16 protein-coding genes and 3 pseudogenes are annotated in these 19,756 nt (G+C 60.7%); 4 read left to right on the top strand and 15 right to left on the bottom strand.

From position 1 onward, the window contains the following. Positions 1–342: 342 nt before the first annotated feature. Positions 343–587: pseudogene (locus tag AC5RVY_RS17970) on the top strand (NAD-dependent succinate-semialdehyde dehydrogenase); the annotation flags it as partial. Here the strand turns inward: AC5RVY_RS17970 and AC5RVY_RS17965 are convergent. The 8 genes from AC5RVY_RS17965 to AC5RVY_RS17930 form a co-directional block, all read right to left on the bottom strand. Further along, a complete protein-coding gene (locus AC5RVY_RS17965; protein ID WP_493956056.1) occupies positions 587–910 on the bottom strand; it encodes a Gfo/Idh/MocA family protein in 324 nt (107 codons plus the stop codon). The pseudogene AC5RVY_RS17970 and the gene AC5RVY_RS17965 overlap by 1 nt on opposite strands. A 435-nt stretch (positions 911–1,345) precedes the next feature. After that, positions 1,346–2,668, bottom strand: a complete 1,323-nt coding sequence (locus AC5RVY_RS17960; RefSeq protein ID WP_493956055.1) for a glutamyl-tRNA reductase — start codon at positions 2,666–2,668, stop codon at positions 1,346–1,348. A 420-nt stretch (positions 2,669–3,088) separates the two neighbouring features. Continuing rightward, entirely contained in the window at positions 3,089–3,430 is a 342-nt protein-coding gene (locus AC5RVY_RS17955; RefSeq protein WP_493956054.1) for a hypothetical protein, read from the bottom strand. Between the two features lie 83 nt (positions 3,431–3,513). Continuing rightward, the gene (locus AC5RVY_RS17950; protein WP_493956053.1) at positions 3,514–4,248 is read right to left on the bottom strand and encodes an SDR family NAD(P)-dependent oxidoreductase; all 735 of its coding nucleotides are present in this window, start codon (positions 4,246–4,248) and stop codon (positions 3,514–3,516) included. Positions 4,249–4,492: 244 nt separating this feature from the next. Beyond that, a complete protein-coding gene (locus AC5RVY_RS17945) occupies positions 4,493–5,743 on the bottom strand; it encodes an NAD(P)/FAD-dependent oxidoreductase (protein ID WP_493956052.1) in 1,251 nt (416 codons plus the stop codon). Between the two features lie 29 nt (positions 5,744–5,772). After that, positions 5,773–6,111, bottom strand: a complete 339-nt coding sequence (locus tag AC5RVY_RS17940) for a 2Fe-2S iron-sulfur cluster-binding protein (protein WP_493956051.1) — start codon at positions 6,109–6,111, stop codon at positions 5,773–5,775. Next, the gene (locus AC5RVY_RS17935) at positions 6,108–6,359 is read right to left on the bottom strand and encodes a ferredoxin (RefSeq protein WP_493956050.1); all 252 of its coding nucleotides are present in this window, start codon (positions 6,357–6,359) and stop codon (positions 6,108–6,110) included. The genes AC5RVY_RS17940 and AC5RVY_RS17935 overlap by 4 nt, the downstream gene beginning before the upstream one ends. Positions 6,360–6,381: 22 nt before the next feature. Further along, on the bottom strand, positions 6,382–7,722 hold the full coding sequence (locus AC5RVY_RS17930) for a cytochrome P450 (RefSeq protein WP_493956049.1): 1,341 nt from the start codon (positions 7,720–7,722) through the stop codon (positions 6,382–6,384). 425 nt (positions 7,723–8,147) lie between these two features. Here AC5RVY_RS17930 and AC5RVY_RS17925 point away from each other — a divergent pair, with 425 nt between their 5' ends. After that, the gene (locus AC5RVY_RS17925; protein ID WP_493956048.1) at positions 8,148–8,411 is read left to right on the top strand and encodes a hypothetical protein; all 264 of its coding nucleotides are present in this window, start codon (positions 8,148–8,150) and stop codon (positions 8,409–8,411) included. A gap of 742 nt (positions 8,412–9,153) precedes the next feature. Here the strand turns inward: AC5RVY_RS17925 and AC5RVY_RS17920 are convergent. The 4 genes from AC5RVY_RS17920 to AC5RVY_RS17905 are packed head-to-tail and all read right to left on the bottom strand — an operon-like array spanning position 9,154 to position 13,396. Next, on the bottom strand, positions 9,154–10,290 hold the full coding sequence (locus AC5RVY_RS17920; RefSeq protein WP_493956047.1) for a bifunctional 2-methylcitrate synthase/citrate synthase: 1,137 nt from the start codon (positions 10,288–10,290) through the stop codon (positions 9,154–9,156). A gap of 26 nt (positions 10,291–10,316) precedes the next feature. Further along, positions 10,317–11,222, bottom strand: coding sequence for a methylisocitrate lyase (gene prpB, locus AC5RVY_RS17915; RefSeq protein WP_493956046.1), 906 nt, complete (start codon positions 11,220–11,222; stop codon positions 10,317–10,319). Next, a complete protein-coding gene (locus AC5RVY_RS17910) occupies positions 11,223–12,743 on the bottom strand; it encodes an MmgE/PrpD family protein (protein WP_493956045.1) in 1,521 nt (506 codons plus the stop codon). Positions 12,744–12,754: 11 nt separating this feature from the next. Further along, the gene (locus AC5RVY_RS17905; protein WP_493956044.1) at positions 12,755–13,396 is read right to left on the bottom strand and encodes a GntR family transcriptional regulator; all 642 of its coding nucleotides are present in this window, start codon (positions 13,394–13,396) and stop codon (positions 12,755–12,757) included. A 293-nt stretch (positions 13,397–13,689) separates the two neighbouring features. On the opposite strand from AC5RVY_RS17905, the pseudogene AC5RVY_RS17900 reads away from it, so the two are divergent. Continuing rightward, positions 13,690–13,890, top strand: a pseudogene (locus tag AC5RVY_RS17900) (aminotransferase); the annotation flags it as partial. A gap of 1,209 nt (positions 13,891–15,099) precedes the next feature. On the opposite strand, the gene AC5RVY_RS17895 reads toward AC5RVY_RS17900, so the two are convergent. Both AC5RVY_RS17895 and AC5RVY_RS17890 read right to left on the bottom strand, forming a co-directional pair. Continuing rightward, on the bottom strand, positions 15,100–15,645 hold the full coding sequence (locus tag AC5RVY_RS17895; protein WP_493956043.1) for a TetR/AcrR family transcriptional regulator: 546 nt from the start codon (positions 15,643–15,645) through the stop codon (positions 15,100–15,102). Then, entirely contained in the window at positions 15,642–17,612 is a 1,971-nt protein-coding gene (locus AC5RVY_RS17890) for an MFS transporter (RefSeq protein WP_493956042.1), read from the bottom strand. The genes AC5RVY_RS17895 and AC5RVY_RS17890 overlap by 4 nt, the downstream gene beginning before the upstream one ends. A gap of 1,226 nt (positions 17,613–18,838) precedes the next feature. On the opposite strand from AC5RVY_RS17890, the gene AC5RVY_RS17885 reads away from it, so the two are divergent. Beyond that, the gene (locus AC5RVY_RS17885; RefSeq protein WP_493956041.1) at positions 18,839–19,303 is read left to right on the top strand and encodes a hypothetical protein; all 465 of its coding nucleotides are present in this window, start codon (positions 18,839–18,841) and stop codon (positions 19,301–19,303) included. A gap of 351 nt (positions 19,304–19,654) precedes the next feature. Here AC5RVY_RS17885 and AC5RVY_RS17880 read toward each other — a convergent pair. Beyond that, positions 19,655–19,756, bottom strand: a pseudogene (locus tag AC5RVY_RS17880) (IS481 family transposase); the annotation flags it as partial.

Raw genomic sequence — 19,756 nt, 5'->3', positions numbered from 1 at the left:
GCCGGCGCTGTAGCGGAACCGGCCAAGCACCTCATTTAGCCGGTCCACTTCTGGGGCGCGGAAGCCCGGCCTAGCGAATACTTGAGCATTTAAGTCGAGCGTGGCTTGTGCCACCAAAGCCCGGCCCTGCGGGGTGATCTCGACCAACTTGGTCCGGCCGTCGTCTGGATCAGCGCCGCGCTGGACAAGGCCGGCGTTCTCCAACCGGTCGGATCTGCGAAGCGAGCGATGCTTTCGCCACTCGCTTAGACATCTTCACTTGCTCTCATCCGAAGCGCTGACCGCGCAAGAGGTTGAGTTGAGCCGCCGCCAGTTAAGTGACCCCACCTTAAGGATTTTTGCATGACGCTTACATCTGCGCTCTTCCCCGCCGTCCCGCCCACCAACGGTCTCACCTGAGCGTGAGACCGCTCTGCTTGCATCCGTGCCCACCGGTCTGTTGATCGGCGGGAAGTGGGTGGATGCGTCCGACGGCGGCACGTTTGACGTGCGGATCCCGCCACGGGGAGGTGCTTGCCACCCTCGCTTCCGCCACGAGCGCGGACGCGGTGGCGGCGTTGGACGCGGCCGACGCCGCGCAGGCGTCCTAGCTGAGCCTGCCCAGAGGGGCAGTTATTTGAAGGTCACCCTCTGTGCCATTGATTTCCCACAAGAAATTAGTACCGCGGGATGTTCCGCCGCGGTGATGCACCGAGACCGCGACAATATCGGTGAGCACACCACTTACCACTATCTGGTCGTCAAAGTCCCTTGTCCGGACCTCCTGGGTCTCCGTTACGACGCAAGTCGGACGACGCGTCACCAGTGTCGCAGAGACCTCTCTGAACTCGCCCAGGACCCAGCACAGCGCATCGATAGTGTGGCCGCACGGGATCGTCAGCACCCTCGCACCGTTGGCCCGGCCGTTCAAGAAGAATCATCGTCTGACGTTCCGTTCCGCCAATGCTGTTGCTGAATCGTACAAGTGTCGTGGACAACACCACACCCACCCACGTAGCCATCGCGATCAGGTCTCGGACGTAGCGAAAGGTCGGTGCGGATCGAGCCTGCAAGCCGACTGCGGTACGAATACCGAGCTCGCGTGCCCGCTACGCCATCGCCTCAACCCTTTTATGCGCCTCGAGGGTTGCATCGACGAACTCCCGGTGATGGGGAACCTTCACGGGGACAGCAACGAGGTCGACGCCGGGTCGGCGGCGCCAACCCTTACTGCTGGCTCAGTCTGGCTACTTACCTCAGCATTCCGAAACGCTAGGTGGCCCCTCTCAGTGCGGTGGAGGAAGATTGATATGCAACCGTCAAAGCATCAATGTTGCAGTTCCCTGCCGCTTGCCGAACGGGTTGGTCAAGCGCTTGTGCGGCCGCGGTGGTCCACCCTGCATTCCGTGTGCGCGGTGGGGGTGGGGGCCGCCGGCAGCTCTATTGTGATGCCGTACAGAGCCTCCAGGGCGGCCAGGTAGTCGTCCTGGAGGCCGATGGCCGCAAGCTCCCGGGCACGAACGGTGGGCACGTGGAGGAGCTGTTTGACCATGCGGCGGAGTGCGAACTCCACTTCCTCCGCGGCGGCTGTGCAGCCGTGGAGGGCACGGACTTTTTTCATTTCCGCGTCGAGCACCTTCATGGTGTGCCGGCGCAGGGCAACGATGGCGGAATCTACGGACCGAACCTCGCGCTCGTGCTCGAAGGCGTGGGCGGCGCCGCTGACGATGCTGCTTGCCTGGGACAGGGATTCAGCCTGTTCCTGCGGGGTAGCGCGGCGCACTGAGTCCAGGGTGATGAGTTCAACGCCGTCCAGGTCACCCACTCCTGGGTCGAAGTCGTGGGTGAGCGCAAGGTCAACGGCGATCAGCGGCTGCGGGGAGTTCGCGCGGACGTCGGCCAGTTCGTCGGCCTCCACCCTGGTGTCGGAACCGCTGCAGCCGATCATCACATCTGCGACAGCCACTGCCGGCCGGAGCGATTCAGCCCTGAGCGCGGTGCCGCCGCGGGTGGCGACGAATCCTTCGGCGCGGCCTGACGAGGAAAAGACTGAGATGTCGGTGCAGCCGCGTTCGCGCAGGAGCGCCATGGTGGCGCCGGCGTAGGCTCCGGTGCCGAAGACAACGACTTTCTTGCTGGACCAGTCCGGATTCTCGGAGACGTCAGTTGCGAGGTCCAGCGCGACTGAAACGATGGACAGGCCCCGGGAGCCAAGGGCGGTCTGCGCCCCGACGTCCTTTGCGGTCTTTGAGGCGGCCTGGAACAGCCGGATCAGGCCTGAGCTTGCTGTGCCCTCGCGCTGGGCTGTGATGAGTGCCCGCCGGACCTGCCCTGCGATTTCGCGTTCACCAACAACGGCGGAATCCAGTCCGGCGCTGACGGCAAAGAGGTGCCGGCTTACTTCAGGGCCGGTGCGAGTGCTGAGCGACCGGGAGACGAGGGGCTCGCTGAGCCCGCTGGCTTCGCTGATTTCTGCTACAAGCGCTGCGCGGGCAGCCTCCACATTATTGGAGTGGGGGGCTTCGCCGTAGATTTCATAGCGGTTGCAGGTGGCAAGGACCACTACGCCAGTCACCTCTGCCGATCCGGACAGGGCGGAGGCTGCAACCTTGGAGAAACCGTTGCTCAACTGAGCAACGGTCTCAAGATCAATGTCGGCGTGTGTAGCCACCAATGAAAAAATTATCACGTTAGTCCCCTCTCAGTACCCGACAACCCATAGGTTCCGCCATACCGCCGCGGTGATAGAACCTGCTCGACCTTTGGCCGACAGGATGATGTACCCTTCCTGCACATCTCCCCGCTACCTCAGCTGGGAGCAGGGTACTGAGATGGCTTGACACTGCCGATTACACAGCTGGCGTGCACTTATTCTCGGTTTACTTCTAGTAATCGGCCGGCCCTTGGCAGTGCGGTTCAGATTGAGAACACGTCTGAGAACTGGCAGAAGAGGACCAGCCCTCCCCACGAATGGTTTGCTCCGGGCAGCCCAGGGGTTTCCCCGACAAGTGCTGTCATCCTGAACGATCCGCTCAGCTCGATGGCGTCTGCCACCCCGTGACCTCATTGGAGGCAATGATTGAGGGAGAAGGTAGGAGCCTGGAAAGGCCTATCCGGTGTGCGAAATTTCCACAAGGAAGCGTTCCAGTTCGTCTTTAGAATGCATTTCAAATTTAAGTTCGGCGTCGTAAGTTCCGTCTTGTTCAAAGTACATACCCGCCCAGGGAGAGCAGGTGATCCGTCCAGAGCCAAAGGCATCGGATTCAGCCTCCGACTTTTTCAGAGGAACTACAGTAGGCCGTTGCTCCTCTTGAATTGAGCTGGCGACCAGAACTTCGGAGCCGACAAATTGATTAGTTGCGGCGCAGCGCTTGGCAGTCTGGTAACTGCTAGGTCGGGGATGGCGGGAACGACATAACGCGAGGGCAAATATACGGCTAACGGTGCTCATGGTTACTCCTCAGGTAAAGGCGGACGCCTCGTGATGTTTCCTTGTAACTTGCTACTCAGTCAGCGCTATCGGTTTCTTTGCTTTTAGAGCTTCATCATTCCTCCGTCTACAATTACCGTTTGTCCAGTCATGAACCTGCCGTCCTCGCTGCTGAGAAAAAGAATAGGGCCGACTATGTCATTCGTTTCCGCAACTCTTTTAATCACTTGCGACTCCGCGATCTGTGTCATGAATTCGTCCGGCATACCACTCGTTCCGGGCGTGCGCGTGATTGCCGGTCCGACAGCATTGACAGTTATGCCAAATTGCCCGAGTTCATTGGCAAGTCCCCTAGTGAAGCCAATGACTCCCATCTTGCTGGCCATATAGGGCGACAATCCTGGCAGATTCATTACAATCGAATTCGACGTTATGTTGATGATCGCCCCCCACTGGTTTTCCTGCATAAGCGGAACAAATGTTTTGGCTGCGAGGAACTGGGAGTCCAAATTGACACGTAGGACCTTGGACCACAAGGCGTAGTCTAGGCTTTCCCAGGCGGCGTAGGGGTAGATGCCAGCGTTGTTGATTAGGATATCTGCACGACCGAACCGCTCGCGGACCCGTTCGGCCATTCCATTCCACGCTGCTGGTTCACTTACGTCGATCTTTTCCACGAGGACCTCGGCGCCCTCGAGCATGTCTAGCGTTTCTTGACATGTCGCAATATCGATCAGAACGAGCTTTGCGCCCTGCTCGGCAAGCCGCACAGCTGTCTGCTGTCCTATGCCATTGGCGGCACCGGTGACGATTGCAACGCGATTTTCGTGGCTTTTCATATTTTTCCTTCGGTTGATGATGGAACGTTAATTTACGGATGGGTCGTCGGCTAAGAAGCGTCGAGTCAGCCTGAATAGACGACGGACGGAGAGCCCGGGAAAATCTTCGGCTAGGAGTCTCGCCCCTTAGGAGTGGCAAGCTAACTAACCGAACGATCCTGGAGCCCGGTTCATCTGCGAGAGACTCTTCGCATCGTTTTGAGGGACTTGCTCAAGTCTGGCAGTTCGAATTTTGAGCGCTGAGTCAGAGTGATTGGGATGTATTTGAGTGAAGTACTAGTTCCCGCAGTGGCCGTTCGGGATCCGCCAAGATGTCGGCAGCTACCTGGACGCGCTGCTTTATCAGAGCACTTCCCTGCGCGAAGTCGGCAGGGTTGTTGACGGCGTCGATGGCCACGAGCCGACCCGCCGAGAGGTAAAGGACTGAAAAGACATCGTTATCGCTATTGCCGCGAACGACCACCTGATGGTGTCCCGCTACTAGACCTGCGGTCTTGAGCTTGACATGGTACTGGTCGGACCAAAACTTGGGGACTTCGTCGGTCGCCGCGGGGACACCAAGCAGATCCGAGGCCACAACCTTGGCCTGTTCGTTCGCGTTCTGAACTGATTCCAAGCGCATTCGTCGGTCTGGGGCGTACGGATTGAGCTGACTGGTGCAGTCCCCGATTGCGGAGATGGCGGATAGGCTAGTCCGGCACAGCTCGTCCACCTCAATACCGTTGCTGCAGACTGCCCCGGCCGCTGCTAGGACGTCAGTGTTGGGGACGAGACCGACTCCGACGATGACGACGTCGGCGGGAACCACGCTGTCAGCAAGGACCACCGACGCCACGCGTCCGTCCCGCTCGGTGAACTCCTGCACGGTTGCGTTCAGCCGGATGTCCACACCAGCCTTCCGATGCACCCGCTGGAAGTACTCAGAAATCTCTGCGGAGGTCACGCGTTCCAGCACACGGCCGGCGGCTTCGATGACCGTCACGTCATGCCCCAGGCCGCGGCAAGCGGCGGCTGTCTCAAGACCTATGTAGCCACCACCGACGAACACCACCTTGGAGGCTCGCCGAAGCTCTTCCTTGAGTGCGATTACGTGGTCCAATGTGCGGACGACGTGCACCCCCGGGAGCCCGCTTCCAGGGATTGCGAGGGAACGGGCGCTGCCGCCAGCCGCCCAGACGAGGCGACCGTACGAGAGCTCCCGGCCGGTGGCGGTGAGGACTTTCCGTTCACTTGGCAACACCTTGATGACGTCGGTCCCCAATACGAGTTCTACTGGCGAGCTGGCCCAATACTCTGCGGTCCTCAGGGGTAGGGACTCCAAGGACTCTGCGCCGAAAAGGAACCCTTTGGACAACGGAGGCCGCTTGTACGGCAGGGTAGTTTCGGCGCTAACCAGTGCGACGGACCCTTGGTAGCCGCCCTTCATTAAGTAAGCGGCCAGGTTGACCCCTCCGTGGCCGGCCCCCACGATCACAACATCGTAGTGTTTATTCACGCTTCGGTCCTTTGCTGAACTGTTGGGAATCACCTGAGTGTCTCTAGTCGATAAGGAACCGTTACGGAGAGGCCGTCGAGCTTCGGGTCCACCTGAATTTGGCAGCCGAGCCTGCTGTTCGCGCCGACGGTGCCGACGACGAGGACTTCGATCAGCTCGGCCTCGTCATCGCTAGGTGCTGGCACGCGGTCGATCCACTCTGGGACGACACGGACGTGGCATGTGCCACAGGCCATCTCACCGCCGCATTCACCCTCTATGCCCGGAATATCATGGTTCACAGCCACCGTCATCAGTGAGTCTCCCGCCGAGGCCTCGACGGTCCTTTCAGCTCCGCTCTCACCGACGAAGATTATTCTCGGCGTCATTGTGGCCCTCCCATAGCTTCGTGAGTGGATGGCAGGTCGCCGGCAGGATCCGCGTGGCGCACCACGGAAATGGCCAGGTTTGGGCATTCCGCTGCGGCCCTCTCCGCTTGCTCTTCCGTCAGGCCCATAGGGTCCGTGACTTCAGCAATACCTTCATTGTTCAGCTTGAACGACTCCGGGACGAGGAAGGTGCAGCGCTGCGCCCCCATGCACAGGCCGGGGTCTATCTCTGTGAAGAACACCGTCATGAAACTATCTCCTCGGTGCGAGTTAGTGTTGTGGCAAAGTTTGGTAGGCGTCCACACCCGCTCTAGGAAGCACACTTGTCGGGTCCCAACGCACCGGAACGTACTCGTATCCATGGATGATCATGAGTTTGTTCCGCCGGGGCTCATCCTCGGGATCAAGTTCCAGCGTGGGGATCCGCGCGAACAGCGAAGAGAACGCCAGGTTCATCTCCTGGCGGGCCAGCGAGTTGCCAAGGCAGGAGTGGGGACCTTTCCCGAACGACGTATGCTTTTGCAGCTCCGTGCGCTCCCGGTCAATCCGGAATGTTCGGGGGTCGCTGAAGACGTCATCATCCATGTTGGCCGAGGCGAAAACGACACGAACTTTCGCTCCTTTGTCCAGAGCCGTACCGCCGATCTCCGTCTCGCTGGCCGTAGTGCGAAAGAGCCCCTCGACCGGAGCCATGTACCGTAGGATTTCTTCGACGGCGGTCTTCATTAGCTCCGGCCGCTCTTCCAGCTTGCGACGTTCACCTGGGTTGGCGCATAACAGGTAGACGCCGTTTGTAATCGCGGTGGCAGTCGACTCGAAGCCTGCGGTGATCAGCTGGGCCAGAGCGTTTACCACTTCCTCTTGGCTGAAGTACGAGCCGTTCTCGTCAGGGGTGGTGAGCAACATTGTTAGGGCGTCTGTAAGTTCCTCCCCCCGTTCGACCGCCGCAATCCGTTCTGGACCAATTTCCGCCACGAACTGGCCGATTTCGGCTATGGCTTTCGTCCCGTGCTCAACGGCCGCATCATCGCCGCCCCAGATGGATAGGATGGCGAACGCCCAACGCTGCAGATCCTCCGCCCTCTCTGTGGGTAGCCCTAGCAAGTAAGTGATCATTCCGCTGGTCAGCGGAAGCGCAAAGTCGTGCATTACGTCCATGCGGCCCTGGTCCGCAAACCCATCGATTAGTTCGTCGATGCGGTTCTGCAGCATGGGGGTAAGAGGCGCGATGGCCCGGGGTGACAGCGCAGGTTGAGCGATGCGGCGAGAGCGTTTGTGCGCCTCCCCATCAGCCCAGACTAGTGTTGCCCCGCCTTCCGGAGGGCGCATGCGTTCAGGGCCCGAGCCCTCAATGTTGAGGAACATCTCCGGATTCTGCAGGGCGTCCTCTACGTCCCGGTAGCGCAGCAGGGAAAACATTTCGTCGACCCGGCCGGACACAAACGGGTTGTCGTTGAAACTCTTGATTTGGTCATCTGAAAACTTGTGGTGGTGCACCGGGCACTTGCCGCGCAACTGCTCAAAATGATCCTCCACTTTTGGCTTCACCGCCGGGGAGCATGGGTCATAGGTCTGGGAATCGTATTCGTCTGCGGACGCTGTAAAGCTCATAGTGATTACCTCCGAGGTTGTAGAGGGAGATTAGGAGTTCGGTCAGGAGGTCAGGCCGTCGGGACGCATAGAAGTAGTCCGCCTCCCAAACGGTCGCCTTCGGAGAATGCTCGCGGACTAGTCGAAGCCTGCGGGCCTTCGCCGCCCTCCAATGTTATAACGATAGTAACAATAGAAGTGATTGGAATCACCCTAGAGAAGGTCAGGTCGAGAGTCAAGGCTGCGCGTTGACTCAGGGGAGGGACCGCGGGGCCGCATACGTTGCTTCATCTAAGAAGGGTCCGGGAAGAACCGGTCGCGGACGCTCATAATCCACGGAATGACGGGGCACTGAGCGGAGCGCTTCGGTTGTCACCATGGCTGCCGTCGAACGGTTCGAGCCACGAACGTCATCGCCGGCGACTCGACCGCTCAGATAGAGGTCCGTGCGGGCGATATGGACGTGTGGCGGGACCTCAAGCGTCGCGTCCTCGCGTGCTTCGAAGGCGGCCATCGCCACCGACTACACGTGGACGCACCGGCAGACCGAACACCCCTACGCCCCCATCGGCACCCACTCCGGGCTGGGCGAGCCATGGGACGCCAACATGGAATCCGTTGACCGGCCCGTGGACACTGCGCCCATTTTCGGCGGCGGGTCCTCGGGCATGGGCAACGTCTCCCAGGTGGTCCGCCTTACGGGTCATTGAGCAAGGACATCATCGCTCGCCACGCAAGCCAGGGCTGGGGGAGGGGAATCATCAGGCGGCTTGCCGCCGATCTTGCGGTTCCTTTCCCGGCATGAAGGGGTTGATGAGGAGTTTTGTTATGGCGCCCATGCTTTGTGACATCAAATTAAACAAGAAGAGGGGCGAATAGAATGCGCGCCTTTGGTAGCAGTCACAGCTGTGGGCGCCAGCGTCATGGCAACATCGTGAGGATAGAATTTACAACGGCGGGCGCCTGCCGAACCTCCCCGGGAGATTTCCATCCTCAGCGTGGCGGACGCCGTGGTCGTACATAAATAGCGCTTAATGCTGCGGCTGTCTAAACGTGGCCAGAGAACCATCGACTGTTAGTTCGCCAGAAGGGAAGCGCTGCGTTTGCGAGGGGGGAGGCGGTGGCTCCCACGGATAACGGGAGTAGACCTCGTATCCCTCGACTCTCTCCACCATCTGGCGCGGAAACGCTCCACCTGCTGAGATCCGAAGTATGGACTGTTTGGCATAACGTCTTCAACCGTTCCTGTTCGAACGATTTCACCGTAACGTCGTACTTCCACACGTTGTCCTGGCGTGCGCTGCAAGTGAAGATTCACAAATTTCTTTCGTTTCGACATAGCAAAAAGTACTGAGACTGAAGCGGTGAGGCGCTGAGAACGTTGCGATAGTTGATGGTCCGGATGACCATCGAGCGCCCCACCGCGGCTAATGGGGGCCGGCAACAGACCGGCTACAGGGATCGCTGCTCTACGCCGTTGTAGGCGCTCAGAGGGCGGATCAGGGAGTTGGATGCCGATTGTTCCATGATGTGGGCGGTCCAGCCGGTGATGCGGCTGGCGACGAAGATCGGCGTAAAAGTGGGAGTGTCGAAGCCCATGAGGTGGTACGTGGGCCCGGCGGGGTAGTCGAGGTTGGGTTTGATGGCCTTGGTCTCGCCCATGGCTTTTTCAAACCCTTGGTAGAGGCCCAGGAGTTCCGGCCGACCGTAGTGGGCGATCATCTTGTCCAGGGCTGCCTTCATCGTGGGTACCCGGGAGTCGCCGTGCTTGTAGACGCGGTGACCAAAGCCCATGATCTTCTTCTTCTGGGCAAGGGCATCTTCGATCCAGACCTTTGCCCGGCCGGCTGCCTCCTCGAGGGATTCCTCAGGTCGGATGCCGATCTCATTGAAGGTGTGCATGACGGCTTCATTGGCACCGCCGTGCAAGGGCCCCTTGAGCGCTCCTATGGCGGCCGTCACCGCTGAATGAAGATCGGACAAGGTTGACGTCACCACTCGAGCCGTGAAGGTGGAGGCGTTGAACGAGTGCTCCGCGTAGAGGATCATCGAGACGTTGAATGCCTCGATGACCTCGTGCAGGGCTTCCTCGCCGAAGGTCATCCAGAGGAAGTTGGCTGAATAGCCCAGGTCCTCGCGGGGTTCTATGAGGTCCTGGCCGCGCCGGCGGCGCTGGTCGTACGCCACCACTGCCGGCATGGCGGCCCACAGGTCGATGGCCTTGTTCATGTTGGCCTCTTGCGACGAGTCCTCCGCCAGCTCGTGGCGTGCTCCGAGCACCGAGGCCGCTGTCCGGCAGATATCCATGGGGTGGGCGTCTGTGGGCAATGCGTCGATGATGGCCTTGAGCGCAGGATCGAGTGCACGGCCGGCCTGTTCCCGCGCCGTGAACTCCGCCAGCTGGTCCGGGGTGGGCAGTTCCCCGTTCCAGAGCAGGTAGGCGACCTCTTCGAAGCTGCAGCGGGCGGCCAGCTCCTGGACGGGGTAGCCGCGGTACAGCAGCGAGTTAGTTTCTGCGTTGACCTTTGAGACGGCGGTGTAGTCCACCACGACGCCTGCAAGGCCCTTTTTAATCTCTGTGTCAGTCATGCTGAACTCCTTCGTTGCAGCCCTTACTAGCGGGTGTGGGGGATCTGGAAGTTAAAGATGCCGGAATCAAATTTGTTGTACGACTCGTAGTCCACGAGGTCATAGAGACGGGCCCTGGTGAGCATCTCAGGAACCCGTACTTCTTGGGTTCCCAGACTCTTTAGCGTGTCCAAGACTCGTTCAGCTGCCCCCATGGCGCTGCGGAGCAGGGTGACCGGGTAGATGACCATGTTGATGCCCACGGCCTGCAGCTCTCTCGTCGAGAAGAGGTCGCTTTTGCCGAATTCGGTCATGTTGGCCAGGATGGGCACCGTGACAGCGTCGCGGATGGCCTGGAATTCGGCGAGGTCCTTCATGGCTTCGGGGAAGATGGCGTCCGCGCCCGCGTCCACCAGGGCTTTGGCGCGATCCTTGGCCGCTTGAAGTCCGTCCGTTGCGCGGATGTCGGTGCGGGCCATGATGAGGAAGTTCGGGTCGCGGCGGGCGTCGGCGGCGGCGCGGATGCGCTTGGTGGCGGTCTCCAGGTCCACCACGTTCTTGCCGTCCAGGTGGCCGCAGCGCTTGGGGTTGAACTGGTCCTCGATGTGCAGCCCGGCGAGGCCTGCGTTCTCAATTTCCTGGACGGTACGGGCCACGTTCATGGGCTCGCCGAAACCGGTATCGGCGTCCACGATGGCCGGCAGGTCCGTCATCCGGGCGATCTGCCCGGCCCGGGTAGCCACCTCGGTCAGGGTGGTCAGGCCGATATCGGGCAGGCCAAGGTCGTTGGCCAGGACGGCGCCCGAGATATAGACCCCCGCGAAGCCCTTCTCCTGGATGAGCCGGGCCGAGAGCGGGTTGAACGCGCCAGGGAACTGCGCAATGGTCCCCGACGCCAGTAGCTCGCGGAACCGGACCCGCTTCTGCTCAGGAGTGACTTTGGAGTACAGCATCTAGAACAGCCCCTTCGGTGCAGCGTCCACGTTAATGACACCAGGGGCGGCGGTAATGTTCAGCTGGTCCAGCTCGCCTGCCGCGAGTTCGGGCAGGCGTTCGACGGCGACGAGGAACCGCTCGATCTCTGCCTCCTCGACAAGCCCTGCGGCGAGGGTGCGGAACTTGTGGACGTACTGCTCCCGCGCGAACGGCCGGGCACCGAGCGGGTGGGCGTCCGCGACGGCGATCTCATCGGTGATGACTGTCCCGTCAGCGAGGGTGATCTCCACCGAGCCGCCGAACGCCTTTTCGTTGATGTCCAGGGAGTGGTAGCGGCGGGTCCACTCCGGGTCCTCCTCGGTGGACACCTTCTGCCACAGCTCCACAGTGTCCGGCCTTGCTGCCCGGGTGGGAGAGTAGGAGTCCACGTGGTGCCAGGCCCCGTCCTGCAGAGCAACCGTGAAGATGTACGGGATCGAGTGATCCAGTGTCTCCCTCGAAGCGGTGGGGGAGTACTTCTGCGGATCGTTGGCGCCGGAGCCGATGACATAGTGGGTGTGGTGGCTGGTCCTGATCAGCACGGACTTTACGTTGGCCGGGTCGGTGGCTTCGGGGTGTTCGCGGTTGAGCTTCCGGGCGAGGTCGATCCATGCCTGCGCCTGGTACTCGGCGGAGTGTTCCTTCGTGTACGTGTCCAGGATGGCGCGCTTGGCTTCGCCGGGCAGGGGAAGCGGCACCTCGTAGGAGGCGTCCGGTCCGTCCAGCAGCCAGGCGATCACTCCGTCTTCGCCTTCGTAGATCGGGACGGGGGAGGTTTGGCCGCGCATGGACCGGTCGACTGCTTCGACGGCCATCTTTCCGGCGAAGGCCGGGGCGTGGGCCTTCCAAGTGGAGATCTCGCCCTTGCGCGACTGACGCGTGGCGGTGGTGGTGTGCAGGGCTTGGCCGACGGACTGGAAGATCGTCTCGACGTCCAGGCCCAGCAGGGTGCCGATCCCGGCAGCTGCGGAGGGGCCAAGGTGCGCGACATGGTCGATCTTGTGCTTGTGCAGGCAGATCGCTTTCACCAGGTTCACCTGGATCTCATACCCGGTCGCGATGCCGCGAACCAGATCCCGGCCGCTTGCACCTGTGTGCTGGGCGACTGCCAGGATCGGGGGGATGTTGTCCCCGGGGTGGGAGTACTCCGCGGCGAGGAAGGTGTCGTGGTAATCCAGTTCACGCACCGCCACACCGTTGGCCCATGCCGCCCATTCCGGCGAGACGCGGTCATCAATGCCGAAGACCTTGGCGCCCTGACCGCCTGTACTCGGAGCATGGGTCAATGCCTGGGTCCGTGCCGCGACAATGGGTGCACGGTTCAGAGAGGCGATTGCCACGGACGCGTTATCGATGACGCGGTTGATCACCATCTCCGTCACCTCGGCACTGACGTCAACGGGGTCGGCAGCAACCTGGGCGATCTTGTGCGCCAGCTGGTCCTCGCGGGCCAGGTTTTCCTCGCTCTTATAAACGCGGACGTTATGTTCCTTAACCATGGGTCTCCTAATTATCGGGGTGTGTGGGTGGCCTTGAAATGAGAAAGACTGCGGTGCAGATGAAGAGTGGTGGCCGCTTGCGCCAGGCGCGAGTTTCCGATGGCGATGGCCTCGGCAATGGCAGCGTGTTCCGCCGCTGCGGCTGTGAGCCGGGCGGCATCGTCGGCGGCCAACCGCCGGACCCGGACAAGATGCACCCGCAAGCTCCGCATGGCCTGTTCAAGGTAGGAGTTGGAGATAGCGGTATCGATGGCCTCATCGAGCCGCGCAACAAGCCCGTAGTAATCGTGGCGCCCAGGATCGGCACCGCTGATCAGCCCAGGCGCCGCCAACAGATGTTCGTGCAGCGCCCAAAAAACTGCTGAGTCGCCCCGCTCGGCAGCCAGCGCTGCCGCCTTCCCCTCGAGTGTCTCGCGGAGCTCGAACAGTTCATCGACATCCTCAAGTGAGATATCAGTGACGACGACGCCGCGACCCCCGGCAGACCGCGTCAGTCCTTCGGCGCCCAATCTGCCAAGCGCCTCCCGCAGCGGAGTTCGGGACACACCAAGCCGCTCAGATTGTTCGACTTCGGCCAAAAACGTCCCCGGCAGGAGACGCCACTCCAGAATCTCTTCACGGAGGGTTTGGTAAGCCCGTTCACTAGCGCGCACACACCAAATGTATACACAGACAAAGACTTAGGCAAGAAATAGGCTGAAAACGCCACCGGTGTATACACGTTGCCCGGACTGCAGCATTCCGGAATCTGGGCGGAACGCCACGAACACCAGCGGGAAGGAAACGGCACGGCTCGCCCGTGCCTTCAGCGAGCCCAGGACCGCCAGGTGGTGGCCGGCATGAACTTTGGCCTGGAGAATACCGATCACCCCGTCAACGGGTTCCGGCTGGACCGAACCCCGTTCATCAGGCGTGACCTGGATCAGGTCCTAGCCGTTCGGCCGCGGAATACTATCCCGACAATGACGAGAAGTTTGTCCTGGACCTCCTGTAGGAACACGAAGTTTTGGTATCCCACGGCACGGCCTTCAACTGGCCCACGCCGGACCACTTCCGCTTCGTGAGCCTCCCTTCCGTCCTGGACATCGAGGAAGCCGTCGAGCGGATCGCAACGTTCCTGGCCGGCTACCGCAGCCACCAGGGCGCCTCACCGGCAGCTACATCTCAGGCGCCACGCCAAGGCGGACCGGAAAACAACGCCAGGTCGCTGTATCTACGGGTAGCTAACGGCACGAAGCCCAAGGCGCAGTATTACCACTGAGCTTGCACGAGCAGGCCAACAACTTCAACCGGAGTGGCGCCGGCTGTAGCCAGTAATGAAACAAGTCGCGTGATTTCCAGGGACGCCCACTGCTGCCAACCCTTTCGAATCTTTCACCGTCGTTCTACTCAAAGGCGACTTGAGCTTTCGCCAACTTGCGGCCGAGCGGCAAAAGAACTCTTGGTGCCGTCCAGAGCCGACGACATCATCCGCTGAGCTTGTCAGGTGCGGAAACATGAGTTTTCGCCGTGGAACGGGAATTCTTGCAGCTGCTTCTACTCCCGTGCTTTAAGGGCCGATAGCGGATATTCCGTCAACCTGCTTCGGCCGGGCAAACCCGTGCTTGCTGATCACGCGGCCGTAACTGGCGGCGAGTCTGATCCGTCCATGGTTGGGGTCAATTCAGGTTATCCACGGCTGGAGGTAGGAACCGTTAGGGTAGCTCCCTGGCAGCGGTAGCGGTGGACCTATGAGAATTGTCCCCGGCTGTGGGCGGGGGACCGGACCTCTCGTTCAAACGTAGGTCAGTATCGATTGTTCCAAGGACCAGGCAAGGATCCGAGTGTCAGCTTTGGGTGTGGCCCAACTCGACGAACCTCCGCCGCATGAGGCCAGGTGCTCCGGACCCGAGGAGTCCCGTTCCACAAGGGGCCGTGATCGCCAAAACTTTGAACTGGCCAGCCCGAAGCGCTGTTCAGAAGGTACGAATGGTTCCAAATTGAATACGCACGCCTACCAGTAAGCTAAGGTCGGGAACGGCTAGATCGGGCACTCAGGCGTCGTCGAGGCAATGACTTATTCCTACGAGGCCGTGTAGGGGTCTGCGATGCCGATGTACTGGGTGTAGAGGTATTCCTGATGCCTTCGAGGCCGCCCTCACGGCCCAGGCCTGACTGCTTGACCCCAACGGCCTTCAGTCACGCTACGGCCGCGGCGGCTACACCTGGCTAAGACGTTATCGGCGTTTCCTCACTGACGTTAGTTGCTAATAGACTGAGAGCATTCCGCGGCCGGGCTGTCACTGAGTTGCGAGGTCTTTCGGCTGCAAAAACAGCATTCGCCGCCGTCCTGCGAACGTCGTTTTCGATGCAACGCTTATCTTGCTGCCGTGCATGCGTCGACCTCGGCCTGAACGATTGCGCCGTAATGGGCGACTAGTTCGTCAAAATTCCAGTCGCCAAACATGCCCAAGGTTCGGACGCTCTCACCGAGTCCGATCATCAAGGCAGTCACGGTTGCGGCGAAGCGGCGATCGGCTGAGCCGTCGCCGATGAGATGTGCAATGGCGGCGAGGTACCGTTCGCAGGTCTCTGCGCGGGCAGCCTCGGGGTCCGGGGAGTCGAGCACCGCGAAAGGAATGTTGGCCCAGGGCTCCTGCATGCCGCGTTCGCGGCGGATGAGCACGCGGAACACCAGGGCCCTGCCGAGCTCTGACGGCGGGACGTCCAGTTCGGCGAGCAGTGACTCGTCCGGTTGCACCGCGGCAAAGAGTTTTTCCTTTGAAAGAAACAGTTTCATGACCAGTGCCGCCGAAACGCCGGCCTCGGCGGCAATGTCACGCACTGTGACGGCGCGATATCCGCGTTCCCCGAAAAGGTGTGATGCGGAGCGGAGGATCGCGTCGCGGCTCGGGCCGCTCACGCTCCCACCGGCTCTTCGGAACTTTGCTCCACAGCTGGCGCGGCGAAGTCTAGGGTGACCGAACGGTTGTCCACCGCGAGCTTCTGCGCCATTGCCTGCTCCGTCACCGGAGTAAGCATGCTCACCACGTAGCGGCCCGCGGGGGGCAGCGGAAAGGCATACACGCCCTCTTCGTCCGTCCGGGTGGTGGCAATATAACCACCGCCGGCCTCGAGCAGGGTCACCACCGCCCCGGCGATCTCGTGACCGCCCGCGCTGGCTGTCCCGCTGATCATCAGCCGGTCCCGGAGCTGGAAGTTATGCTCCAGGGTGCGGCCGTCGAATTCGAAGACCTCGGCCATCGGCGTCCAACCGGCCGTGTTGGCCACCATGAGGTACTTCCCAGCGCCAGGCAGGGCTACGGAATAGTTTCCCTCTGCATCCACGCGGCTCCAGTCCACCGGCTCACCACCAGTGTGAAGGACCGTAACCACGGCGGGGGTGAGGGGCCTCCTGTCGGGGGCCAGGACACGTCCTCGGACGACGAGCTCACCAGCAGCGACAACGGGGGCGGGCGGCCGCTGGGCGGCAGCAGCACGTGGGATAAAGACCGCCGCCAGGATGGATGCTGCCGAAGCAAGGGCCGCCACCCAGAACACGTCCTTGAACGCGTCGAAGGCCGGCAAGCGCTCAGCCCCGATCGTCATGGTGACAGAGGTGAGAACGGCGGCAACTGCAGCGCTGGACGTCGAGGTACCGATGGACCGGACCAGGCTGTTCAACCCGTTCGCGGAGGCAGTTTCCGTGATGGGCACCGCACCCATGATCAGCGTCGGCATAGAGGCGTATGCGATAGCCGTGCCCACACTCACCACCGTTGAACCGATGATCACCCAGGCTATGGAATCGTAGAGGAAGACGCGGCCCACATAGCCCACAATCATGACAACTGCCCCGGCCATCAGCGCTGTCTTCCCGCCGAAGACCCGGATTATCCGTCCCGAGATGGGTGCGAACAACACCATCGCAAGACCGGACGGGACCATACACAGGCCGGCGCTGATTACACTCAACTCGAAACCGTACCCGGTGGAGGCTGGCAGCTGCAGCTGCTGGGTTGTGAGGAGCATGTTGGCGAACATGGCGAAGCCGATGAGCAGCGACGCCACGTTGGTCATCAACACCGGGCGGCGCACTGAGGTCCGCAGGTCAACCATCGGCTGGGTGACCCTAAGCTCATAGGGCACCCATACGGAAAGAAGTATGGCGGCTGTGAGGAACAGCAGCAGAACAGGCTCCGAGCCCCAGCCCCAGGAACCGCCCTTTGATATGGCCAACAACAAGGCGGCCAAAGCCGCTGACAACACCAACGCGCCCGCAAAGTCGAAGCGGCCAGGCGTACGGACCCTGGATTCAGGGACCACCAGCACCACGGCAACGAGCAGCAAGGTGCCAGCGGCAGCGGCCACCCAGAATATCGATGCCCACCCCAGACTCTGATACAGGACTCCGGCAAGGGGCAGGCCCATGGCACTGCCGATTCCCAGGGTTGCGCTCATCAACGCGACCGCCGTACCCATCTTCTCCTTCGGCAGCTCATCGCGCATGATGCTGATGCCCACCGGAATCAGGGCAGAGGCGAAGCCTTGGAGCGTCCGGCCGATGATCAGCCACACAAACGAGCCGCCTACGGCCGCCACCACCGAACCTGCCACCATGATGGCGAGGCAGGCCACCATCATCTTGCGTTTGCCGTACATGTCCGCGCTACGCGAGACGATCGGAGTTGCCACGGCGCTGGCAAGCAAGGTGGATGTGACCAGCCAGGAAGCGTCGTCGGCACTTACGCCCAGAATTCCGGGGAAATCCGGAAGGAGCGGAATCACCAACGTTTGCATCAGCGCAACGACGGTGCCACTGAGGGCCAGGACTGCGGTGATGGCAGAGGAGGATGGGTGTCTCGGTGTCAAGGCGCTGGAGCGCGGCATCTTTCGCTTTCGGCTGTGGCAGGTTCTACCGTCGGAGGAGTGAACGCTCGTTCACCCCTCCACCAGAAAATCACGATCCACCCTCAGGAACAAGACTTTTCTGCTGGCCGGTATGTCACGGCTTTCAACCGCCCCATGCCCAAATCGCTAGTTTGGGGAGTGCTACGGACCCTCACTCGTACGGGCAGTGAAATTTAAGGGGAGCTCAAAAAAACATATAAATTCGGGAAGCGAGCTCGTCGCGCGCGCCGACTTGAATAGGGGCCACTCAGCCGCCGATCAGCGCGCTTCTCCCACGAATTCCGCAGATTCCCAACGCCATAACGGACGTATCGCCAGCTCTCGTCCGCGGGGCGTCACGCCGTCTTCCGCGAGTAGGGCAGCGAGGCCTGAAAGAAGACGCGCACTCCGCACGGGTTCACGACGGATGGCTGCCCAGCGCCGTCGGCCCCTTGACCTTGCTTTCCTAGACAAAATTCCCCCCGTGAGCAGCTCGCTTCGAAAACGGTTTGAGTCTCCGGATTTAGAGGTGAAAAGGCCAAGCTCAACGCCAAGCACGGTTCCTTTCGGGCATTCCCCCGTCGATTTTGGACTGCCATAATGCCCCTTCCGTCAACCTCCGGGAGTGGCGGCTGAGCAGGGGAGCGGTGACTAGTCTTCCTTCGCTTCTTCAACTGTCCGTTCTCATCTAACTTGACGCAGTACCAGGTCTCTGACCTGCGGTGCAACAACTGAAGTGACACGCCTGAGTCGCCCAACATCAACCCCGGCTTCCTTGGCCAGCCAGACTCGCGGAGGTCTGCGTCGTTGCTCTGACCGACAGATGTAATGAACAATCGATGAGGATGCGTCAGATGTAGTGACACTCGGCAAGTTGATGGAAGCGGACAAACAGCCCCTTTTGCAGGCCCTCCCCGCTCATTTTGAAACGCCGATAATGGAGATTCTGTAAAGCTGGCAACTTAGCGCAGAATTGAGCCCCTTCCTAGGGGTGGTCGGGCAACCAGTCCTGAAGACAACCCGATGCGAGAGTCGCAGAGATGCGAGCCCTTCGCTGCTATTCAGGCTCGACATCAACTCCTGCGCGAGATGCATTGGCAACCAAAAAATGAAAGAACGCGTACCTAAATTCGGCTTGCTCATCATCGGTCTGGCAGGCGGGAGAAGGCTTGTATAGACGACGGATGTGAGGTCGAGGATTGCATCCCCATGAGAGCATCCCAACTATGGATACAGACGAACTCGCTTTGGCGGTTTCAGCCCTTGGCTTGGTTGTGGCTTTTGTGGCGTTGCTAGTGGCCATTCTGGACTGGCATCAGGTGGGTCGAGAGGAACCTTGGAATCTGACAAAGGTCCAGGACGACATATGGGTTCTAGAACGAGTACATCGTTCGCCCGTCGTAATCACACACCTGATGAACTTTCATGGCAGTGAGGTTAAGGTTCTCAACGATGCAGGAATGCCTGCCGCTCATTTCCGCCGGGGCCGGAAGGAAGTCCTGCAAATCCGGCCAACACCGGGCACAAATCTTACTGTCTTTTCGAAGCCTTACCCGCTGCGCCTGAGAGTTTGGGATCGGCTTTGTCGGATACCTGGGTTTAACAGGGTGCGAGTGGATCGCTTCGCCCATACACGCCTGGACGTATCCGAGGCGATGAAGGGTTCGCAGTGGAACACGCCGATCTACTAGGACTCTAGGTAGATCCGTCGCATAGGTCCCTGGCGACATCAGGCGCAGATATGGGTCCGCCCATTGGGACGACGCCAAGGGAAGTTTTTGGCTGCTACTTGTCCTCTATATTGAGCTGCACTTGCAGCGTCTTAAGGCACTCGGTTGCGGGCCCGTGACCCAACTCGGAGGCCTGTCCAAGCAGCCTAAGTGCTTCGGGGTAGTCCCCACGTTCGGCTGCAACTATGCCGAGCTTGGTGATCGCATGAGGCTCCTCCAAGCTCGCTGCCTGCTCGAATAACTCCGTCGCCTCATTAGGTTTCCCCTTGTCTTCAAGGTCTTGGGCTAGTAGGAATATCGCCAACGGCAGGCCTAGATGTACTGCCCAGGCAGGTTGGTTAATCGGCTGATGGGCGGGTGGCCTCCGATTGCGGTGTGGGGTCTGTGGTGATTGTAGTGGTGTAGCCATGCCGG

It is taken from the genome of Arthrobacter sp. Ha26 (assembly GCF_059091705.1).
This window is presented reverse-complemented; position numbering and strand designations above follow the sequence as displayed.

Excerpts from the sequence above, each read along its gene's own strand:
- AC5RVY_RS17955 (WP_493956054.1), bottom strand. The coding sequence starts at position 3,430 with ATGAGCACCGTTAGCCGTATATTTGCCCTCGCGTTATGTCGTTCCCGC.
- AC5RVY_RS17950 (WP_493956053.1), bottom strand. The coding sequence starts at position 4,248 with ATGAAAAGCCACGAAAATCGCGTTGCAATCGTCACCGGTGCCGCCAAT.
- AC5RVY_RS17940 (WP_493956051.1), bottom strand. The coding sequence starts at position 6,111 with ATGACGCCGAGAATAATCTTCGTCGGTGAGAGCGGAGCTGAAAGGACC.
- AC5RVY_RS17935 (WP_493956050.1), bottom strand. The coding sequence starts at position 6,359 with ATGACGGTGTTCTTCACAGAGATAGACCCCGGCCTGTGCATGGGGGCG.
- AC5RVY_RS17930 (WP_493956049.1), bottom strand. The coding sequence starts at position 7,722 with ATGAGCTTTACAGCGTCCGCAGACGAATACGATTCCCAGACCTATGAC.
- AC5RVY_RS17920 (WP_493956047.1), bottom strand. The coding sequence starts at position 10,290 with ATGACTGACACAGAGATTAAAAAGGGCCTTGCAGGCGTCGTGGTGGAC.
- prpB (WP_493956046.1), bottom strand. The coding sequence starts at position 11,222 with ATGCTGTACTCCAAAGTCACTCCTGAGCAGAAGCGGGTCCGGTTCCGC.
- AC5RVY_RS17910 (WP_493956045.1), bottom strand. The coding sequence starts at position 12,743 with ATGGTTAAGGAACATAACGTCCGCGTTTATAAGAGCGAGGAAAACCTG.
- AC5RVY_RS17890 (WP_493956042.1), bottom strand. The coding sequence starts at position 17,612 with ATGCCGCGCTCCAGCGCCTTGACACCGAGACACCCATCCTCCTCTGCC.
- AC5RVY_RS17885 (WP_493956041.1), top strand. The coding sequence starts at position 18,839 with ATGGATACAGACGAACTCGCTTTGGCGGTTTCAGCCCTTGGCTTGGTT.